The 21,006-nt window shown below is 39.7% G+C and carries 11 protein-coding genes and 6 tRNA genes; 4 read left to right on the top strand and 13 right to left on the bottom strand.

All coding sequences use genetic code 11. The annotated features are described in order from the left end of the window. Positions 1 to 92: 92 nt before the first annotated feature. The 6 genes from C9I86_RS15640 to xthA all read right to left on the bottom strand — a co-directional run bounded on the left by C9I86_RS15640 (position 93) and on the right by xthA (position 11,633). A complete protein-coding gene (locus C9I86_RS15640; protein WP_107276880.1) occupies positions 93 to 1,328 on the bottom strand; it encodes an EAL domain-containing protein in 1,236 nt (411 codons plus the stop codon). Positions 1,329 to 1,337: 9 nt separating this feature from the next. After that, positions 1,338 to 5,288, bottom strand: coding sequence for a transporter substrate-binding domain-containing protein (locus C9I86_RS15645; RefSeq protein ID WP_107276881.1), 3,951 nt, complete (start codon positions 5,286 to 5,288; stop codon positions 1,338 to 1,340). 31 nt (positions 5,289 to 5,319) lie between these two features. Further along, positions 5,320 to 6,921, bottom strand: a complete 1,602-nt coding sequence (locus tag C9I86_RS15650) for a response regulator (RefSeq protein ID WP_107276882.1) — start codon at positions 6,919 to 6,921, stop codon at positions 5,320 to 5,322. Between the two features lie 197 nt (positions 6,922 to 7,118). Further along, positions 7,119 to 9,392: a formate C-acetyltransferase gene (gene pflB, locus C9I86_RS15655; RefSeq protein ID WP_080158064.1), complete on the bottom strand. Its 2,274-nt coding sequence runs from the start codon at positions 9,390 to 9,392 to the stop codon at positions 7,119 to 7,121. A gap of 55 nt (positions 9,393 to 9,447) precedes the next feature. After that, complete coding sequence (gene focA, locus C9I86_RS15660) at positions 9,448 to 10,314, bottom strand: formate transporter FocA (RefSeq protein WP_080158063.1); 867 nt, start codon at positions 10,312 to 10,314, stop codon at positions 9,448 to 9,450. Positions 10,315 to 10,823: 509 nt separating this feature from the next. Then, positions 10,824 to 11,633 carry an exodeoxyribonuclease III gene (xthA, locus tag C9I86_RS15665; RefSeq protein ID WP_080158062.1) on the bottom strand — a complete coding sequence of 270 codons (810 nt, stop codon included), beginning with the start codon at positions 11,631 to 11,633 and terminating at the stop codon, positions 10,824 to 10,826. A gap of 319 nt (positions 11,634 to 11,952) precedes the next feature. Between xthA and C9I86_RS20095 the strand changes: the two genes are divergently transcribed. Continuing rightward, positions 11,953 to 12,099 carry a hypothetical protein gene (locus C9I86_RS20095; RefSeq protein ID WP_158258955.1) on the top strand — a complete coding sequence of 49 codons (147 nt, stop codon included), beginning with the start codon at positions 11,953 to 11,955 and terminating at the stop codon, positions 12,097 to 12,099. Here the strand turns inward: C9I86_RS20095 and C9I86_RS15670 are convergent. From C9I86_RS15670 to C9I86_RS15700, 7 genes are all read right to left on the bottom strand, one after another. Beyond that, complete coding sequence (locus tag C9I86_RS15670) at positions 12,096 to 13,736, bottom strand: response regulator (protein ID WP_158258956.1); 1,641 nt, start codon at positions 13,734 to 13,736, stop codon at positions 12,096 to 12,098. The genes C9I86_RS20095 and C9I86_RS15670 overlap by 4 nt on opposite strands. Before the next feature lie 133 nt (positions 13,737 to 13,869). Continuing rightward, positions 13,870 to 13,954, bottom strand: a tRNA-Tyr gene (locus tag C9I86_RS15675). Between the two features lie 89 nt (positions 13,955 to 14,043). Next, a tRNA-Tyr gene (locus tag C9I86_RS15680) sits at positions 14,044 to 14,128 on the bottom strand. Positions 14,129 to 14,203: 75 nt separating this feature from the next. Beyond that, positions 14,204 to 14,288 (bottom strand) — tRNA-Tyr (locus C9I86_RS15685). 75 nt (positions 14,289 to 14,363) lie between these two features. Continuing rightward, positions 14,364 to 14,448, bottom strand: a tRNA-Tyr gene (locus C9I86_RS15690). Positions 14,449 to 14,537: 89 nt separating this feature from the next. Continuing rightward, positions 14,538 to 14,622, bottom strand: a tRNA-Tyr gene (locus C9I86_RS15695). 113 nt (positions 14,623 to 14,735) lie between these two features. Further along, positions 14,736 to 14,820: transfer RNA gene (locus C9I86_RS15700), tRNA-Tyr, on the bottom strand. 183 nt (positions 14,821 to 15,003) lie between these two features. Here C9I86_RS15700 and C9I86_RS15705 point away from each other — a divergent pair. The 3 genes from C9I86_RS15705 (at position 15,004) to rluF (ending at position 20,530) form a co-directional block, all read left to right on the top strand. Beyond that, on the top strand, positions 15,004 to 16,077 hold the full coding sequence (locus tag C9I86_RS15705) for an efflux RND transporter periplasmic adaptor subunit (protein WP_107276884.1): 1,074 nt from the start codon (positions 15,004 to 15,006) through the stop codon (positions 16,075 to 16,077). Further along, positions 16,077 to 19,202: a multidrug efflux RND transporter permease subunit gene (locus C9I86_RS15710; RefSeq protein ID WP_107276885.1), complete on the top strand. Its 3,126-nt coding sequence runs from the start codon at positions 16,077 to 16,079 to the stop codon at positions 19,200 to 19,202. The genes C9I86_RS15705 and C9I86_RS15710 overlap by 1 nt, the downstream gene beginning before the upstream one ends. Before the next feature lie 230 nt (positions 19,203 to 19,432). Further along, positions 19,433 to 20,530 (top strand): 23S rRNA pseudouridine(2604) synthase RluF, encoded by a 1,098-nt coding sequence (gene rluF / locus C9I86_RS15715; RefSeq protein ID WP_107276886.1) that lies wholly within the window; start codon positions 19,433 to 19,435, stop codon positions 20,528 to 20,530. Positions 20,531 to 21,006: the final 476 nt, after the last annotated feature.

Genomic DNA, 21,006 nt, shown 5'->3' on the forward strand with positions numbered 1-21,006 from the left:
ATTTATATGTTATTTTATTACAAAACGAGGTGTGAATATAGCAAAAACTCAGGATCCCTCATTAGCATGGATCAGATAAGAGTGGGTGATATTCATCTCTCTTGTGTTTTAGTTAGTATCTCTTTGGAGGCTGAATTATTGAGTAATTGTTGGCTTCGTTGTTGCCATTGATCATGCCAAATTGGAATTTGGCTAAAAGGTAACGGTGGTGAAATAAAATAACCTTGCGCGAGTTCACAATCCATTTTTTGTAGCTTTAACCACAATGTAATATCTTCAACACCTTCGGCTATCACTGTTAAATTAAGCCGATGTGCTAATAATAAACAAGTCTCAATAATCACTTTAGCGGTGTAATTTGTTGGCATCGCTTGCACAAAGCTAATGTCTAACTTTAGCGACTTAAACGGCAAGATATCGAGTTGTTTTAGTGATGAATAACCTGTACCAAAATCATCAATCGAAAGATTAAATTCATGCATGCCTAATCGAGCTGCAGCTTCTAGAGCTTTGCCTGTCGACTCAAATAAATCTGATTCAGTTAATTCAAAATAAAGCCAATGGTGTAATTGTGGATATTGATTATGCAACGCCAGCACATGATTAATAAAACTACGTTCAACCAAGGTTTTGGCCGAGATATTGACTGCAACTCTTCGGCCTTCAAATGTAGCGTGATGACTGATTATATGATTGATAATGAGTAAGGCGAGATGGCTGTCTTTACCTATTTGGGTTAAGTGTTGAATGAAATTACTTGCAGGCACAATGCCATAATCTGGATGAATAAATCGAATTAATGCTTCGCTAGCTACCCATTCGCCAGTTTTTAAATTAACAATGGGCTGATAATAAGGGGTTAAATAGTTAGCATTAAAAGCATCAATAATATCCTGCTCTGTGAGTGCGAGTTGTAATGCTGGTATTGGTGCATCGCCCAAAGGTTGTTGATTGACCGCTAAAGCTAATAATTGTTTTAGTTGCTCAAGATGGGTTGGTTTCGCTAATGTACCTAATAAATTAAGGCCATAGTTTTTACACATTTTATTGACACTAAGAAGTACATCCGCATTTAATGCGCTAGTGATAATAATTGCGCCAGTAAATTGCTGTTCAGCAAGATGACCGAGAAAACTGATGCCGTCCATTTGCGGCATATTGAGATCACAAAACAGTAATTGTGGCTGATATAGTGCTACCGCCTTCAATCCGCATATGCCATTGTTTGCGCAATGTATGTGGTCTTGATTTGGATCGATAAGATGAGCTAATTGGGTTGCAAGAACTTGACGTTGAAAGTCATGATCTTCAATCAATAATATGTTCATTCTTCGATCCTATTTACCGTTAATTTGGCATGATAATTGTTCGATTAGTTGCTCAATGTGCAAGTAGTCTTGTTGTAAAGCGGTCGAGTCTATTTGCGCTTGTTGCGAGTGTAATTCAAGCTTCTGGGTTGCTTGTGCCAATGGATGAAAAGCCATCATTCGTGCAGCACCTTTCATGCGATGACTAACCATAAAGATACTATCATTATTTTGTTGTGATATTACTTTTTTAAGTTGATACAAATCGTCAAAACAAGATTCTAAATACTGTTGCAGCAATATGTGACATAAGTCATTGTCACCAAAGATAGGTAACAACTCTTTTATATCAATAACTTGTGGAAGTATAGTTGGTGTTGTCGACGATATTGTTGGCTCAATAGTTAATTGTGATATTTTTTTGACGCCTTGGTCTATACTTAACGGCTTTATCCATTTTACTAATATATCTTTTAGTTGTTGTTGCTTTAATGGCTTAATTAAATAATCGCTAAAACCCATGGTTTGAAAACGACAGGTATTAGTGAGAGCGTTGGCTGTAATCGCGATAATAGGTAAAGCTATCGCGTCTGTTCGTTGTTCTTGCTCTCGAATTATTTTGGCTAATTCATAGCCATCGACTTCTGGCATATGGCAATCAGTGAGTAAAATATTGTAATTAGTCTGTGCTAATGCAACTAAAGCTTGTTTTCCATTATCAACAATATCTACCGCATAGTTAAGTTGCTCTAATTGTTGCTTGAGTATCTGTTGGTTAATTGGATGATCTTCTGCGACCAACACATAACGGTTATCTGCGATAGCTTGTTCACGAGTTAGCGTTATAGGCACATTATAGCGAGACTGATTGTCATTGTTATACGGTTGAAAGGGCTCTGTTAATGCACGATAAAGTTGTTGAGATAAAAGCGGGCTAAGGGAAATATTACGGGCATTAATGTTGGACGTAAGCATGACATCAGTAGAGGTTATAGTGATCCAATTAACCGAAGGTAAGTTAATTGCAATCCAATTAAGATCAATATTATGTTGATTTGCCCATGATTGAGGCACAAAAATAGTATCAATACATTGGGTTGATATTGCAACCGCGAGTTGTTCTTTGGTGGTGACATTTAACCGCGAGATAGAACAACCCCAAGCTGTTAAATAGTTGGTTAAAATAAGATCATTGACTATCGAGAGTAAGCCACAGTGCTTGTTTAATGATTTAACCTCAGCGGCTTGGCAGATATCAAACGTGAGAGTGATCGTAAAGCTAGTGCCTTTATTAAGTTGGCTTGATACTGAAATCGTTCCATTCATTAATTGGATCAGTTGGTGGCAAATTGATAGCCCTAATCCGGTGCCATCATAGCGACGATCGGTGTTTTGCTCTATTTGTTCAAATGGCTGAAAGAGTTTATTGATATTTTTAGCCGCAATACCTATGCCAGTATCTGTGATTGTAAAGCTAATAGTTTGCTGATTATTTTGTTGGGATAATAAATTAATATCAAGGTGTATAGCGCCTTGAGACGTAAATTTAATCGCATTATTAAGTAAATTATTCAGCACTTGTTTAAGACGAAAACTATCAAAACGTAAACTTTTGGCGATATTAGGATCAAGCCATAATTTAAAATCTAGCCCTTTCTGTGCGGCATGAATAGCATGAGGTTGTACTAATACTGTGGCTATTTTATACATTATTTTTTGTTGCGGATTGATCTCTAGTTTTTTTGATTCAAGCTTAGAGAAATCTAAAACATCATTCACAATATTAAGTAGGTTTTCACCTGAAAAGGTGAGATTTTTATGGATTTGATAGAGTTCAGGCTGTTGAGCATAAGGTTTCATTAAATCTAATAAACAAATAATGCCGCTGATTGGCGTGCGAATTTCATGACTCATCATGGCTAAAAAGCGTGATTTTGCTATTGTGGCTGCTTGCGATTTTTGTTTGGCGATTGTCAGTGCTAATTGTTGCTGTTTTAATTGAGTAATATCAATCAGGATACTATTCCACTGCCAACCGATTGCTGCCGGCGTAATTTGACAACGTAGTTCAATCCAACAAGGTGCACTTAATTCATTGATTTTAATTTGTAACTCGGTACGCCAATAGCCTTGCTGTACAGCATTACGCATTTCGGCAACTAAGCTTGAATAATCATCTCGCATAGAGATGCGATCTTTTAATAAGTGTGGAAAAAAATAGAATTTACTGGCTGAAATACCCGTAAAATCAATGATTTTTTCACTCATAAATTGGATATCAATATCCATTGGGTCATCACTTTTTTGGTGGTGTTGAATCAGAACACCATCAAAATTATTGGTTAAATAAGTTAACTTATCTTCTGCCGCTTTACGGTACTTAATTTCTTTACTTAAACGGCGGTTCCAAATGGTAATGGCTCCAATAATACAGCTAATAACCGCGCCCATTATCATAATAAATAAGATTAATCGATTGTAAATACCATCATTTTTTATTGTGAAAGTATGCCATTGTTTTTGAATAGTCGTTGGTGGCAGAGAATCAATGGTTTTATTTAAAATATTACGCAGTAAAAGGTTATTTTTTGACAGAGCAAAGGCAACTTTTCGATCATAATCATCAATACGACTTGTAATGATTTTTAATTGCCCTAAGAAATTGTTTTGTAATAAAACATTCGCGGTAGATAACGAAATTACCGCATAATTAATCTCCCCATCGACCACGGCGTTGAGAATATCAAATTTATTTTTAAACAAGCGAATCTTCGCTGTTGGGTAATATTCTTTGACAAGTTTTCCTCCAAATCCAAAGGCGAGAACACCAATGGTATCCGTTGAATTAATGGAGGTTAATTTTTTATGGTTGATGTGATCAAGCATAACCCACCGATCGTTAGAATAAGGGGTCGTAAAGGTCAGTTCCTTATGACGTTGGTTTGTTATCGCTACCGCAGCCATAATATCAATGTCATTATTGAGCAGTTTTTGCTTACCATCTTGATAATTATCGATGGGAACAATGGTGGTGGTGATAGGAAGCTTATCTTTTATTTTGGTTAAAGTGTCGTTGAGTTGACTTAAAATAAAATCATTTTTGTTCAATATTGGCGACATAGGGTATTTATAGCCGATACGAATATTATTCTGCTGCTGTAAGGCATTATTTTCAGCTGCGGTTAAATGAACCGTATGCGGATCACTTAACATCTTTTTTTGTATTGGCGTTAGCCAGCGATCATAAATTGCGGTTAAGACTGCGGGATGAAGTTGACTATAAGCTTGATTAATATTGTCGATGAGGACTCTATTATTTCGTGTAGCTGTGATGTATAAGCGTTCAAAAGGCAATGTAGTTATCGGTGAGAAATAAAGTGGTGATTGTTGCTTATTAGTTGTGAGTGAGTGGTGTAGGATCAGGCTATTACCAATATAAACATCGGCTAGACCTGTATCAACAGCATTAAGTGCCACTGTGCTGGATGGCATTGCTAGAATTTGACCGTTAAGATGAAGATCTATTATTTTTTGTTTAATAGCAAAGCCATTTTCAACACTAATAGTAGCATCATTAAGATCTGATATTTTGGTGTACAGAGGCGATCGGCTAAGCATCGCAAATGATGAGCTTAGAATAGGATCACTAAATACCATGTATTTTTGACGATTAAATGTTGCCGCTATACCAATTAATAGATCAACATCGTTACTTTTAAATGCTGCGAGCATTTCATCAAAACTTTGGAAATAGACACTTTTTATTTGGTAGTTTGCTTTTGCTGCAATAGTATCCATCAAATCAGGTAACAAACCGACAATTTTATCGCCATGTTTAAAAGATAATGGTGCCCAATTAAGCGAGGTATAGCCAACAGTTAAAATGGGTTTAGCCGTCGCCTTATGCGTTAATTCATTAGCATAAATGGTCTGTATAAAAGGTGGTAATATCAGTACTAGCAGCAGTATAAAGTTTCGCATGTAGAGCTACCTAGAAGAACAAATCAAGACATTAATATAATGGTTGTTGAAGAAAGCGATATTGCGCTTTTAATCTTAAATACCAGTCAGGTTTAAACTCTTGTGATTCAAAGGTCCATCTCGCTTCTCTAATCCATTGTTGATGCTGTGGATCATTGTCTATATAACCCCGTGAAGATAACTCAATTAAACACCGAGCTAAAACATCATCAAAACGATATTGAGGCCATAATAGCAACATCGATTGACCAGCCTCAATATAATATTTTTGTTTTAACAATCTAAGCGCATAACGGTATTGTTCATCTGTGTGATGGCTAGTTGTTGGTTGCATTGTTTCTAACCACATCTGTTTTATAATCGAATGCGGCTCATTTTGGTGCTGATGTAGATTGTGTTGTAATCGTTGATAACAGTCTATTTGATGACGAGTCATGGCTAAGCGTTTGCTAATACAAAGGGCAATCGCATCAAATTCAAAACTGTGCTGTTCTGGCGCTGTTTGTTGAATCGTTTCTATCGCAGCAATATAGCTTTTATAGGCATTAAGATTGCTGTCATTGTCTAAATATTGCCATGCTTGTAATAAGTAAATAAACGCACGTTCATGTTTAGTTATGGTTTTTTGTTGGCTAATTGTGCGCCAGAGCCGTTCTATTGGTAAATTCTTTTTATCGCTATGTTGTAGTTGCAGCCAAACAATAAACGCGTGATAACAAGGTTTATCCCATACTGAATGGCGAAGATATGAGATGGCTTCACGTAAGTGTTGTTGCATGGCGCTGTGGTTATGGAAATGACATTCAATCCATAATAGGCCAAATAAGCGATGTAAGTTATTTTTACTGACATTATGTGCCTTTAACCAAAAATCATAACCTTGGGTGATTTTTTGTTGTAATAATGCAGAGCAGGCACTGTATTCAAGTAGCATTAAATGATCAGGATATAAGTCTCTTAATTGGTTTAATAATGGATTAAGAGCCTGAAAATTTTGTTGCTGTAACCACAGTTGAGACAGTAAAAGTTGTGCTGGTAGACTGTGGTAATGCTGCTGAATCAGGGTTAGTAGTGTTTCAATATCAGCATTAAGATGAGGCTGTTTTTGATTAAATAAGCGTTTAGCAACAGCAGTAATCGTAGTGCAATAGGTGCTGACGGTTACATTTGATTTCGCACACATCTCTTCAACACCATCAATGCCTGAATGTAAGTAACATTCAAAAGCACGATCATTGATGACGCGTTGTTCAAAAACATATTCTAAGCGTTGCTTTAAGGTATTTAATCGTAAAGGCTTAACCAAATAATCATCGGGTTGGTATTCAGAAAAACCCATTAGAACGGCGGGTGAGTCATCAGCAGTTAGAATAAAAATTAGCGGTGAATGCTGCAATAATTTATTGTGATATAGACGCTCAAGTAATTGTAGTCCGGTACTACCAAAGCCAAGATTAAAGTCAAGAAAGAGAATATCAAAGGTCTGCTGCTGGCAATACTTAATCGCTTCAGAGGCGTTTGAGGCGCAATAAATATTGGCACTTTGGAATTGCCCATTAACCAAAATAAGCTTGGTTGTTTGTTGGATAATACTACTGTCGTCGACAATCAATACCGATTGAGATCTTCGCATCAGAAAGTCATGTCCTTAAATACAGAAGTAAATTAATGCTTGGAATAGGGCGGCGCAGAATATCCATAAAATGTGATAGGTACAATCGAAGAAATGTAACGAAGCGTGTTTTTATTCTTAAATTTTGGGCATAAAAAAACCGGCTATATAAGCCGGTTTTTATTAGGAAGCGAACTTCCTACACAGAAGGCTCTATATTATAGAGACGCTGTGAAAGTACGAGCGATAACGTCAGCCTGCTGTTCAGCAGTTAGAGAGTTAAAACGCACAGCATAACCCGATACACGGATAGTTAACTGTGGGTAGTTCTCTGGGTGCTTAACTGCGTCTTCTAGAGTTTCGCGGTTAAGAACGTTAACGTTTAGGTGTTGACCACCTTCGATGCCTGACTCATGGTGGAAGTAACCATCCATTAGGCCAGCTAGGTTAGTTTCTTGAGTATCAAGATCTTTACCTAGTGCGTTTGGAACGATAGAGAATGTGTATGAAATACCATCTTTAGCGTGTGCAAACGGTAGTTTACCTACAGAAGTAAGTGAAGCTACAGCGCCTTTTTCGTCACGACCGTGCATTGGGTTAGCACCTGGTGCGAAAGGAGCACCTGCACGACGACCGTCTGGAGTGTTACCTGTCTTCTTACCGTACACAACGTTAGATGTGATAGTTAGGATAGACTGAGTAGGGATCGCATCACGGTACATCTTGTGAGTACGGATCTTGTTCATGAAGCGCTCAACAAGGTCACATGCGATGTCATCAACGCGTGCGTCATTGTTACCGAACTTAGGATAGTCACCTTCGATTTCGAAATCGATAGCGATGCCATCTTCGTCACGGATAGGCTTAACCGTTGCGTATTTGATAGCTGATAGTGAGTCAGCAGCAACAGAAAGACCAGCGATACCACAAGCCATTGTACGCTTGATGTCACGATCGTGTAGAGCCATTAGCGATGCTTCGTAGCTGTACTTGTCGTGGCTCCAGTGAATAGCGTTTAGCGCAGAAACGTAAGTCGTTGCTAACCAATCCATGAAGTGATCTAGACGATCCATAGTATCTGTGTAGTCAAGAACTTCAGCAGTTACTTTATCAGTCTTAGGACCTACTTGGATCTTAAGCTTCTCATCCACACCGCCGTTGATTGCGTAAAGCATAGTCTTAGCAAGGTTAGCACGAGCACCGAAGAACTGCATTTGCTTACCAACAACCATTGGAGATACACAACAAGCGATTGCGTAATCGTCAGAGTTCATGTCTGGACGCATTAGGTCATCGTTTTCGTACTGGATAGAAGAAGTATCGATAGATACCTTCGCACAGAACTTCTTGAAGCCTACAGGTAGTTGCTCAGACCAAAGAACAGTGATGTTTGGCTCTGGAGAAGGACCCATTGTGTATAGGCTGTTTAGGAAACGGAAGTTTGAACGTGTAACTAGTGTACGACCGTCAAGACCCATACCACCCATTGATTCTGTTGCCCAGATTGGGTCACCAGAGAACAACTCATCGTATTCAGGAGTACGTAGGAAACGAACCATACGTAGCTTCATTACGAAGTGGTCGATCATTTCTTGAGCTTGTGCTTCAGTGATCTTGCCATCAGCGATATCACGCTCGATGAAGATGTCTAGGAAAGTCGAAGTACGACCTAGAGACATTGCAGCACCGTTTTGTGATTTAACAGCAGCTAGGTAGCCGAAGTAAGTCCACTGGATAGCTTCTTGTGCAGTAGCAGCAGGAAGAGAGATATCACAACCGTATTTAGCAGCCATAGTCTTGATTTGACCAAGAGCACGGTGCTGTTCACAGATCTCTTCACGACGTTGCATAGTCATTTGAAGATCTTCGCCATTCTCAAACATTTCTTCTAGAGATTTGAATTGAGCTAGCTTGTCAGCCATTAGCTTGTCGATACCGTAAAGTGCGATACGACGGTAGTCACCAATGATACGACCACGGCCGTATGCATCAGGAAGACCTGTTAGAACACCAGACTTACGACACTTGATGATAGAAGGAGTGTAGATATCGAAAACACCTTGGTTGTGTGTTTTACGAAGCTCTGAGTAAACCTTCTTGATAGTAGGATCTAGTTCACGACCGTATACTTTGCATGAGTTTTCGATCATGCGGATACCACCGTTAGGGATCAAACCACGCTTAAGAGGCGCGTCAGTTTGAAGACCTACGATAGTTTCAAGTTCTTGGTCGATGTAACCAGCGTCGTGTGCAGTGATAGTAGAAACAACGTCAGTATCGAAATCAACAGGTGCGTGAGTCGCGTTTTCCTGTTTGATGCCTACCATTACAGCTTCCCAAAGTTTAGCTGTAGCTGGAGTCGCTTCTGTTTCTAGGAAAGAGCCGTCACCCTCGAAAGGAGTGTAGTTCTTTTGGATAAAGTCACGAACGTTTACTTCGTTCTGCCAATCACCAGCTGTGAAGCCTTCCCATGCAGCAAATTGCTCTGCCATTGTATACCTACCTATACTATTCAGTAGAAAAAAATAAATGTTACCGCGTCAAAACTTAGTGATGGCTATTGCCGTTAAGTTCTGGACGACGATGAATAATCCAATATGTTAGACCAACTAATACACCACCACCAATGATATTACCAATGGTTACTGGGATTAGATTGTTAACAACAAAATTATGAATGTTCAAGTCTGCAAACTGTGCAGGATCGACACCTGTCATAGCCCAAAATTCAGGACCAGAGAAAGCATGAATTACAATACCCATAGGAATCATAAACATATTTGCAATACAGTGCTCAAAACCACATGCAACAAACATTGCAACGGGTAGCAACATTACCATAACTTTATCAGTAGCACTACGGCATGAGAAAGTCATCCATGTTGCAAGACAAACCATTAGGTTACATAACATACCTAAAACAACAGCTTGTCCAAAATCATGATGAAGTTTATGTTGGGCGATTTTCATTGCGTTAATACCCCATTGGCCATTCGCGCCAAGGTGTTGTTCTGCAATCCAAATACAGGCAACAAAGAAAATTGCACCAACAAAGTTACCGAGGTAAACAATGCCCCAGTTTTTCATTAACTGACCAGTAGTAATGCGACCGCTTGCACGAGCAACAGTGGTTAATACAGAAGAGGTAAATAACTCGCCACCGCATATAACTACTAGGATTAAACCTAAACTAAAAGCTAAACCACCGACAAATTTAGACATACCCCAAGGCATATCACCAGCGCCAGTAGTTACTGTTGTATAAAATACAAAAGCAATTGAGATAAAGACACCTGCAGTTATCGCTAAAAAGAATGACTGTAACGGGTGTTTTGTCGCTTTATAAACACCGACTTCTTCGGCTTTATGTGCCATAGCTGGTGGCATCAGTGAGTCAAAAGGATTCGTTTCCATTTTCACAGGAGTGCTCTTTAATGGTTTAAATTTGGCTGCCAGAATAATAGCAAAGGTTGTGAATCATAAATTTGATCTGGATCATTGCGGTGAAAATTTATAACAAAATTAGACATATTGTGACACTGCAAAATAATGTAATCATTTGAATTGTAACGGTATAATTTTTTTGATAAAACTAAAAAAAATTTTAATGTAATTTAATTTCATAATTTTCTAACCATGATCACAAAATAAAGCATCATTTAAAATCAATAAGTTATGATTTTGTCTGTTTTTTTTTAACGTATTTATGCCGTTTAAAAAATATTGATTCAACTTTTTTTATATTCATCTTGTCGATGGATAATATTCATCAATATAGTTTAAATCGATACTGTAAAGGTATGGTGCCAGTATTTTGGTGAATATATATGCAAAACAGACAAAAGCCGCTACCAATAAGATAGTCGGCTTCAGCTGTGATTATTTGTTTTGGTGATGGTGATTATTGAAGCTTAATGCGCATATCAATTGCTGAAAGTTGACCAAATTGGAGCGTGATCAGAAGGCTTTTCAATTCCACGTAATTCGTAATCAATTCCAGCGTCAGTACAACGGTTCGCTAATGTTGGCGTTGCTAGAATCACATCAATACGCAGGCCTCGATTATCAACAAAGCCTTTTGAACGATAATCAAACCATGAGAATTGATCATCTACTGCTGGGTGAAGTTGACGGAAAGTATCAATAAAACCCCAATCTAATAGTGTTTGTAACCATTGGCGTTCAATTGGCTGGAATGAACATTTGCCTGTTTTTAGCCAACGTTTAGCGTTGACGGGGCCGATACCTATGTCTAAATCGATAGGGCTAATATTAATGTCACCCATCACGATGAGTTGTTCATCATTGGTGTGTGCGGTATTAAGGTAGTTCATTAGATCAGCGTAAAACTTCTCTTTTGCCGGAAATTTGGTTTCATGCTTAACGTTATCGCCTTGAGGGAAATAGCCGTTCATTACCGTTATATTGCTGCCATCTTCTTGTTTAAACGTCGCCATGATCATTCGACGTTGCGCTTCATCGTCGTCAGTTGGAAACCCTTTCTGAACACTAATCGGTTCTTGTTTACATAACATCGCAACGCCGTAATGGGCTTTTTGACCATGAAAGTAGACTTTGTAGCCCATTGCTTCAACATCCGCTAACGGAAAAGCTTCGTCATGAACTTTAATTTCTTGTAAACCGATAACATCAGGCTGGTGTTTATCGATAATAGCTTGTAGTTGATGTAATCGAGCACGTAGCCCATTGATATTAAAAGAAATAACTTTCATATTTAGTGTCCATAACTGCGAATGATTATTGGTTACTGATATTAGCACATTGCACTATCACTTCGATATATGATCCATTCAATCAGAAGCGATCATACCTGTAGTGTAAGTTTATTTGGGTATAACGAAGATGCGGGTCTATGCTAAAAGGAAATATATCATTTATGACAAGTTATTGTTTTTAAATAATCCGCTGACATGTCACTAAGTAGATGGTGTTATCGTTGTCACATTCGTTTGGGCTTATGCCGAGTAATGACTGTGCTAACTTGTTTATTAACCCCAGCGTTGTTTTGACGCTATAGTCATGGAGTAGAGTATGTTCGATTTTATAAAGCGTATGTTTGGTGCGGAACCTGAAGCGACAACAACAGAGCGTCAGGATCAAGAGAATAGCGATCAAGAACATCGGAATGATAAATACAGACAAGGTGCACCAAGTGATAATAGTGATGGTGAAAGTTAAGGGTAAACCACACTGTGTTTATCAAGATACAATTGCTGTAATTGAATGAACCACTCTTGTAATGGTGAAGCGAGCGGCATCTTTTTAATTTGTTGTAAGCTGATATCAATTTCTGGATGATGTATTTGTTGCAGCACAAGTAAGCTATTCATGCGCCCTAAATGTGCTTCTGTATTATAAGGATAATCACGCAAAATGGTGTGATAGATATGGTAAGCGCGTTGAGGGTCTGGTGATATTGTCGCTTTTGCAGTTGCCAGTTGATCAACTAACAGGCGAATGTTTTCAATAATAAATTTATTACGTTGCAGTTGGCTAAGACGATGATGGCTATGTTCATCTAATACACTACGCGTCATTAATACTTGATATATTTCTTTAATTAATCGAGTCTCTCCGAAATACACCAATAAAGGCAATGCATCAACCATAATGGCCGCGGGTGCCTGTGACATTTGACCAAAATATATCTTTAGGCCATGCAATAAACGGCGTTTTGCTTTTAATGGTTGGTTATTGGTTACAGCAAATCTTGCCAGGGTTATATGACAAAATGCTGCAAGGTGTTTTTTTTGGCTTGAGGTTAATCGTTGCTGTGCTAAACGATGGATATTTTTTAATTGTTTAAGAAGTTTTCGTTGCGACAGTGGTGATAATTGCTGACTATGAAGTTGTTCAAATAAAGCTGTAAATTGGGCAAAGTAAATGATCCAATCTTGATTAATAATAGGTAAGTGAGTAACGAATGTTTTTCCTATTTTAATAAATAAAGAGAGATCATTAGTACAAACGGCTAATTGAGCAGCCATTAATGAACGTTGGCTGATACTTGGCGTAAGCATTAGGGCTTGGTAGGCAATGGCTTTTGCTTCACATGGCTGTTGTTGCTGGTGCAATAACAGTGCGAGTTCGTCATAGGCTTCGACAAATAAGGGCACTTGTTTAATCAGTGTTTGTAGCCGTTGAATAGCCGCAATGGTATCGCCTTGCTTATGCATTAATTGGGCTTGAAGTAATCCCAGTTTGTGGTGTTGGCTACGCTCACTAAATAGGCTTAATAATTGCTGAGCGGGTAACCAGTCTTGTTGGCTGATTAATAAATCAAGCAATAGGATTTCAATTTCAAGATTATGACCATGCTGTTGTAATAACTGTCGACATAAGAATATAGCGGTTGATGTTTGATTGTTTGTTATTGCGATATAAATTGGTTTGCGAATTAAGCATGCTTGATAAACCGTTATGATACGTTGTTTTAATTGTCCAATATTTAATGGTTTACTGAGAAAACTATCAGCATCTAGGCTAATCGAGGTCACGATAACTTCAGGGGTGCGATCGCCTGAGATAAAGATAATGCCGCAATAGGCACTGATATAGTTATTTTTTCTCATTACGGTAAGAAGTTCACTACCACTGAGTTGTGGATCAAGATGAAAATCAAGCAGGATTAGATCATAAGCGGTGGTTTTACAAAGTCGAATCGCATTGACACTGTTAGTTGCAATATCAATCGCAGTAAGATCGATGCTGTGGAGAATATTTTGAATGAGTAATGCAGAAGATAGCTGATCATCAATAATCAGTACCTTAACTTGTGCCCAATCAATGTTGGTGTAAGTAGAAGCTTCTGTCATAACAATCCATATATAAACCAGACAACTATATGCAGTATTGCACATATAAAATAAGTTGGTCTAATTTGTTGATGTTTATATGGTGTTATTTTTTGATATGAAAAAGCCAGCTGCTAAGCAACTGGCTGAATGATGGTGGTGGGGGAAGGATTCGAACCTTCGAAGGCAGTGCCGGCAGATTTACAATCTGCTCCCTTTGGCCACTCGGGAACCCCACCACGGGGTATTACAATAATTTGTTGAAGCAGTGGTTATTAAAGGCCACTTCAATAACCGAAAAGTTATTATCAACAACTTTTCAAAATGATGGTGGTGGGAGAAGGATTCGAACCTTCGAAGGCAGTGCCGGCAGATTTACAATCTGCTCCCTTTGGCCACTCGGGAATCCCACCACGGGGTATTGCTATGGTGATTAAAGACCAACTTTAACCACTGAAATGCTGTTATAAAACAACCTTTCAAAATGATGGTGGTGGGAGAAGGATTCGAACCTTCGAAGGCAGTGCCGGCAGATTTACAATCTGCTCCCTTTGGCCACTCGGGAATCCCACCACGGGATGTTGCTATGGTGATTAAAGCTTAACTTTAACCACTGAAGTGCTGTTATAAAACAACCTTTCAAAATGATGGTGGTGGGGGAAGGATTCGAACCTTCGAAGGCAGTGCCGGCAGATTTACAATCTGCTCCCTTTGGCCACTCGGGAACCCCACCACGGGGTATTACAATAATTTGTTGAAGCTATGGTTATTAAAGGCCACTTCAATAACCGAAAAGTTATTATCAACAACTTTTCAAAATGATGGTGGTGGGAGAAGGATTCGAACCTTCGAAGGCAGTGCCGGCAGATTTACAATCTGCTCCCTTTGGCCACTCGGGAATCCCACCACGGGATGTTGCTTGCTACTCTATTTTGAGTCGCAATAGTTATTCGTTACTATGATGATTAAAGGCCACTTTAACCATCGAAAAACTGTTATAAAACAATTCTTCAAAATTAATGGTGGTGGGGGAAGGATTCGAACCTTCGAAGGCAGTGCCGGCAGATTTACAATCTGCTCCCTTTGGCCACTCGGGAACCCCACCACAAGTGCGGGGCGGATAATAACAAACATTTCAGCGCTGTAAACCTTTTTTATCAATATCATTGAGTGCTTGCTGGATTTTTCATCAGTAAGCTAATTTTTGCTTAACTTTACATTTCTTGACGTTACTCGACCTTTAGTTCAGATATTATTCGACTAGGATTTTTATGATGGTTTTTAATAAATGAAAAAGATAGCCGTAGCCGTATTAGTCACCGCCGCATTATCGGGGAGTTACTTTTACTTTCAAGGGACATCACATGCTGCGCAAGATAAATCTCAGTCGGCGCAATCATCACGTGTTGTGTCGGTAACAACCGGAGAAGTTAACTCTTTAGCGGTTGCTCAATCACTATCATTAGTGGGTAAGTTAAAGGCTGAACATGCGGTTAATGTTGCAGCGGAAGTCTCGGCTAAAATAAAAACGATTGTGGTTCCTGTAAATAGTACGGTAACCAAAGGGCAATTATTAATTCAACTTGATAATGATAAAGCCGTTGCTGCTTATGATGAAGCCTTGGCATACCGTAATGATGAAAAACGTAAATTAACTGAATTTCAACGGTTATTATCTCGTGGTGCTATCACTAAAACTGAAATCGATGCTCAATCTGCCAGCGCCAGTATTGCAAATGCTCGTTTAAAAGCCGCTTTAGCTAATCTTAATGATCATGCTATACGTGCCCCATTCAATGGCACTGTTGGGTTATATGATTTTAGCCCTGGCCACATGGTCGCCGCTGGCGGTGCATTATTTAATTTTGATGACCTTTCCTCTATGCGTTTGGATATTGAAGTTCCAGAGCAATATATCTCTTTTTTAAAGGTCGGAATTAAAGTTACCGCAAAAAGCCAAGCATGGGGTGATCGTGCCTTTAGTGGTGAAATTCAAGCCATTGATTCTCGTGTTCAAGCTGACTCTTTAAATATTAAAGTACGCGTTGTATTTGAAAATAGCGATCACGCACTAAAACCTGGAATGCTACTTGCAGCAGAGCTTGATTTCATTCCGCAGCAACAAGCGATTATTCCGGTTCAAGCGTTAGAATATTCAGGCACTAAACGTTATGTTTACCTTGTTGATTCACAACAAAAAGTACACCGTACCTTAGTTGAGTTGGGTGAGCGTATTGATAATAATGTGGTCATTAAAAAAGGCTTAAAGACAGGCGAGCGTATTGTTGTACAAGGACTGGTGAATATGCGTGATGGAATAACCATTAAAGACATTACTCCAACGACTGGAGTAGCGAGCTAATGTGGTTATCGGATATTTCAGTAAAACGGCCTGTTGTCGCCATTGTATTAAGTTTGCTGTTGTGTGTGTTTGGTATTGTTTCATTCTCTAAACTGGCTGTGCGTGAAATGCCAGATGTTGAAAGTCCAGTTGTGACCATCATGACAACTTATGACGGCACATCAGCAACAGTAATGGAAAGCCAAGTTACCACCCCGATAGAAGATGAGCTCTCAGGGATCAGTGGTATTGATAATATTACTTCTGTTACTCGTAATGGTATGTCGCGGATCACGGTTGAATTTAATATGGACTGGGATCTTACCGAAGGTGTCAGTGATATTCGTGATGCGGTTGCTCGTGCGCAACGGCGTCTTCCTGATGATGCCAATGATCCGATTGTATCGAAAGATAATGGTTCGGGTGAGCCCGCGATCTACATTAATTTGTCGTCATCTGAAATGGATCGTACTCAATTAACCGATTACGCTCAGCGCGTTTTAGAAGATCGTTTTAGCCTGTTAAATGGCGTCAGTTCAGTGAGCCTCAGTGGCGCATTGTACAAAGTGATGTATGTAAAATTACAACCAGTATTAATGGCAGGACGCGGTGTTACTACCAAAGATATTGTCAATGCATTAAATGATGAAAACGTAGAATTACCCGGTGGTGAAGTACGTAATGATCAAACGGTAATGTCGGTGCGTACTGCGCGACTTTACCAAACCGTTGATGATTTTAAATATCTCGTTATTCGTACCACAGAAGCGGGCACACCGATTTATTTAAAAGATGTGGCAGAGGTGACGATTGGCGCAGAAAATGAAAATTCAACCTTTAAAAGTAATGGTGCCGTTAATTTAAGTCTCGGCATAGTGACCATGTCTGATGCTAATCCGCTTGATGTAGCTAAAGAAGTACGCGCTGAAGTTGCTAAGATGCAGCAGTTTTTACCGCAAGGTGCGTCATTGACGGTGGATTATGATGCAACAGTGTTCATTGAACGTTCGATTAATGAAGTTTACAGCACGCTATTAGTCACTGGCGCACTGGTTATTTTGGTGCTGTATATTTTTATTGGCCAAGTTCGTGCAACATTAATTCCTGCGGTTACGGTGCCTGTATCTTTAATCTCAGCTTTTATCACTGCTTATTTCTTTGGTTTTTCAATTAACTTATTAACTCTGATGGCGTTAATTTTAGCGATTGGGTTGGTGGTTGATGATGCGATTGTGGTGGTGGAAAACGTTTTTCACCATCTACAACGCGGAGAATCACCCTTATTAGCCGCTTATAAAGGCACTCGAGAAGTTGGATTTGCGGTGGTAGCAACAACCGCAGTATTGGTGATGGTGTTCTTACCGATTTCTTTTATGGAAGGAATGGTTGGGCGTCTATTTACTGAGTTCTCCGTATTACTGGCGATGTCAGTGATTTTCTCATCATTAATTGCATTAACGTTAACGCCAGTGATGTGCAGTAAGTTATTGCAAGTCAATGTGAAGCCCAATCGGTTCAACCTATGGATTGATCGTCAATTTGATAAATTAGAAAACGGTTATCGTCGAATTGTTACCGTGGCGGTTAAAAAACGGTTTGTTGCACCATTAGTGGTTTTAGGTTGTATTGCTGCCAGTGGCGGATTAATGAAGGTAATTCCCGCTCAACTTGCACCACAAGAAGATCGCGGAGTGTTGTTTGCGTTTGTGAAAGGCGCTGAAGGTACCAGTTATAACCGTATGATCGGTAACATGGATCAAGTGGAAGCACGTTTATTACCATTGTTAGGTAAAGGAGTATTGAAATCTGTCAGTATTCAATCACCTGCATTTGGTGGGCGCGCGGGGGATCAAACGGGCTTTGTGATCATGCAATTAGAAGATTGGAATGATCGTTCAGTCGGAGCACAACAAGCACTGGGCATGATCAGTAAAACGCTGGCTGGTATTCCTGATGTGCGAGTGATGCCGATGATGCCAGGTTTTGGCGGTGGATCATCAGAACCAGTACAATTTGTATTAGGTGGCGCTGATTACCAAGAACTATTTAAGTGGGCGACAAAGCTACAACATCTTGCTGAAGATAGTCCATTAATGGAAGGGGTTGATTTAGACTATGCAGAAACAACACCTGAGCTATTGGTTAATGTTAATCGTGAGCGTGCGGCTGAATTAGGCATTCCCGTCACTGAAATCGCAGAAACATTAGAAGTAATGCTTGGCGGTCGCAGTGAAACAACCTTTGTTGAGCGTGGTGAAGAATATGATGTTTATCTTCGCGGTGACGAAAATAGCTTTAATAGCTCGACCGATCTTAGTCAGATTTACCTACGCGCAAAAAATGGCAAGCTCGTTACCTTAGATACTGTTGCGTCTATTGATGAAGTAGCATCAGCACAGAAGTTAAGTCATAACCAAAAACAGAAATCGATCACGTTAAAAGCGAGTCTTTCTGATGGTTATACTCTAGGTGAAGCGCTTAATTTCCTTGATCAACAAGCGATTGATAATTTACCGTCAGATATTTCGATTGATTATGCTGGCGAATCACAAGACTTTAGAGATAACCAAAGCAGTATTGCAATGGTGTTTGGATTAGCGTTATTGGTTGCTTATTTAGTGCTTGCGGCGCAGTTTGAAAGCTTTATTAACCCGTTGGTGGTGATGCTAACTGTACCAATGGGTATTTTTGGTGGTCTGGCTGGATTATGGATAATGGGGCAAGGGCTCAATATTTATAGTCAAATCGGGATGATCATGTTGATTGGTATGGTGACTAAAAACGGTATTTTGATCGTTGAATTTGCTAACCAGTTACGTGATAAAGGCATTGAGTTTGAACAAGCAATTGTTGATGCGTCTGTACGTCGTTTACGACCTATTTTAATGACCGCGTTTACAACCTTGTTTGGCGCCTTACCACTGATTTTATCAACGGGGGCGGGGGCTGAGAGTCGTATCGCTGTGGGTACGGTAGTGTTCTTTGGAATGGCATTTGCTACCTTGGTAACATTATTAGTGATTCCTGCGATGTACCGTCTGTTGTCGGCTAAAACTAAATCACCAGGCTATATTGAAGCGCAATTAGAAAAAGAATTGCAGCATGATTATGTTGGCCGTATTAGTCACGGTGATTTACCGAAGTAAGCGTATTTAGGGACGAAGGACGAGGGCAAAGTGTCGAGGATGCTGAATATATTTATATTTGGTGCCAGAACATCAACGCCCTTTGTCCTTTACTTAAGAGCTTTACATCAAAACTACCTCTTTAATCGACAATCAGTTAAACTCCCCCTCATAACAACTATCGAGCAAGTAAACTACAATTAAGTGGTTTATTGCCCTGATCGACCTAAAGCCCTTTATAGAAGAAAAACATGTCACAACATTCTACTGACCAACAGAGCCCGAAAGGGGTTCGACTTAATAAATTTATCAGTGATACTGGCTATTGCTCACGCCGTGAGGCGGACAAGCTGATTGATCAGGGACGTGTAACCATCAATGGCACTGCGCCTGAAATGGGTATGCGTGTAATGGATAAAGACGAAGTATTGGTTGATGATAAACCACTACGTAGTAAAGAACGTCCAATTTACATTGCACTTAATAAGCCAACAGGTATCACCTGTACTACTGAACGCCATATTGAAGGTAACGTGATTGACTTTATTGGTCACCGTAAGCGTATTTTCCCTATTGGTCGTTTAGATAAGCCGTCTGATGGTCTTATTTTCTTAACCAATGACGGTGATATCGTTAATAAAATTCTGCGTGCGGGTAACTCGCATGAGAAAGAATACGTTGTTCGAGTAGACCAACCGATCACGCCTGAATTTATTGAAAAAATGTCATCAGGGGTTGAGATTCTAGATACGGTTACTTTGCCATGTAAAGTGACGAAAGAAACGAATTTCTCATTCCGTATCGTTTTAACACAAGGCTTAAACCGTCAAATTCGTCGTATGTGTGAAGCGTTAGGTTATGAAGTGTATAAACTTCGTCGCGTACGCATCATGAACATCACTATTGATGGCTTACCAAACGGTAAATGGCGTTATTTAACTGAAGCTGAAATTACTGAAATTCAACAGTTAATTTCACAATCAAGCGGCACTGAAGAAGCATCAAAAACCGATGCTGAAGGTCGTACGATTGCTAAAGCAACAGATGCGAAGTTGTATGATCACCGTGCGCAAGAAGCACGTAATGAAAAACATGCCGCTGAGAAGCAGTTTAAAACTTACCGTGGTACTGGTGAGTTTAATCGTCGTCCCGATGGTGCTAACCGTAGCAGTCGCACCAACGAAGATCGTCATAGTCGTAATGAAAGCCGTGGCGGTCGTAGTGATGCAGCTCGTCGTAATAATGACGATCGTCCAGCGCGTACTTCTGCACCAAGCCGTGATATTAAGCCAAGTTTTGGCGGTAAGAGCAATGGTATTAAGAAGTGGAAATCAAAGCGCGAAGAGTAACAGTGCGTTGTTAGAATCGAGATAGCGAGTTCCGATAATAAATGAAAAGCGATAGGTGAGAGCCTATCGCTTTTTTTGTTGGTGTAATCCTGTCATTCTCTACAGCGAATGCCAAACCCACTCGCCAATGTCTACAGTGAGTGCCAAACCCACCCCTGTCATTCCCTACAGTGAGGTTACGAACGAGATAGGGAATCTACTATCCGCGTGTTGTAAAGTTATTATTTTCACTGGCTTCTTTGTGGCTCAAGCACGTGATGAGTAGATCCCGGATAGCTTCGTGCCTCAGCTTCCGGGATGACGGGTAATAAACCCCCGTCATTCCCTACAGTGAGGTTACGAACGAGATAGGGAATCTACTATCCGCGTGTTGTAAAGTTATTATTTTCACTGGCTTCTTTGTGGCTCAAGCACGTGATGAGTAGATCCCGGATAGCTTCGTGCCTCAGCTTCCGGGATGACGGGTAATAAACCCC

The organism is Photobacterium sp. NCIMB 13483, from assembly GCF_003025475.1.
Classification (GTDB): domain Bacteria; phylum Pseudomonadota; class Gammaproteobacteria; order Enterobacterales; family Vibrionaceae; genus Photobacterium; species Photobacterium piscicola.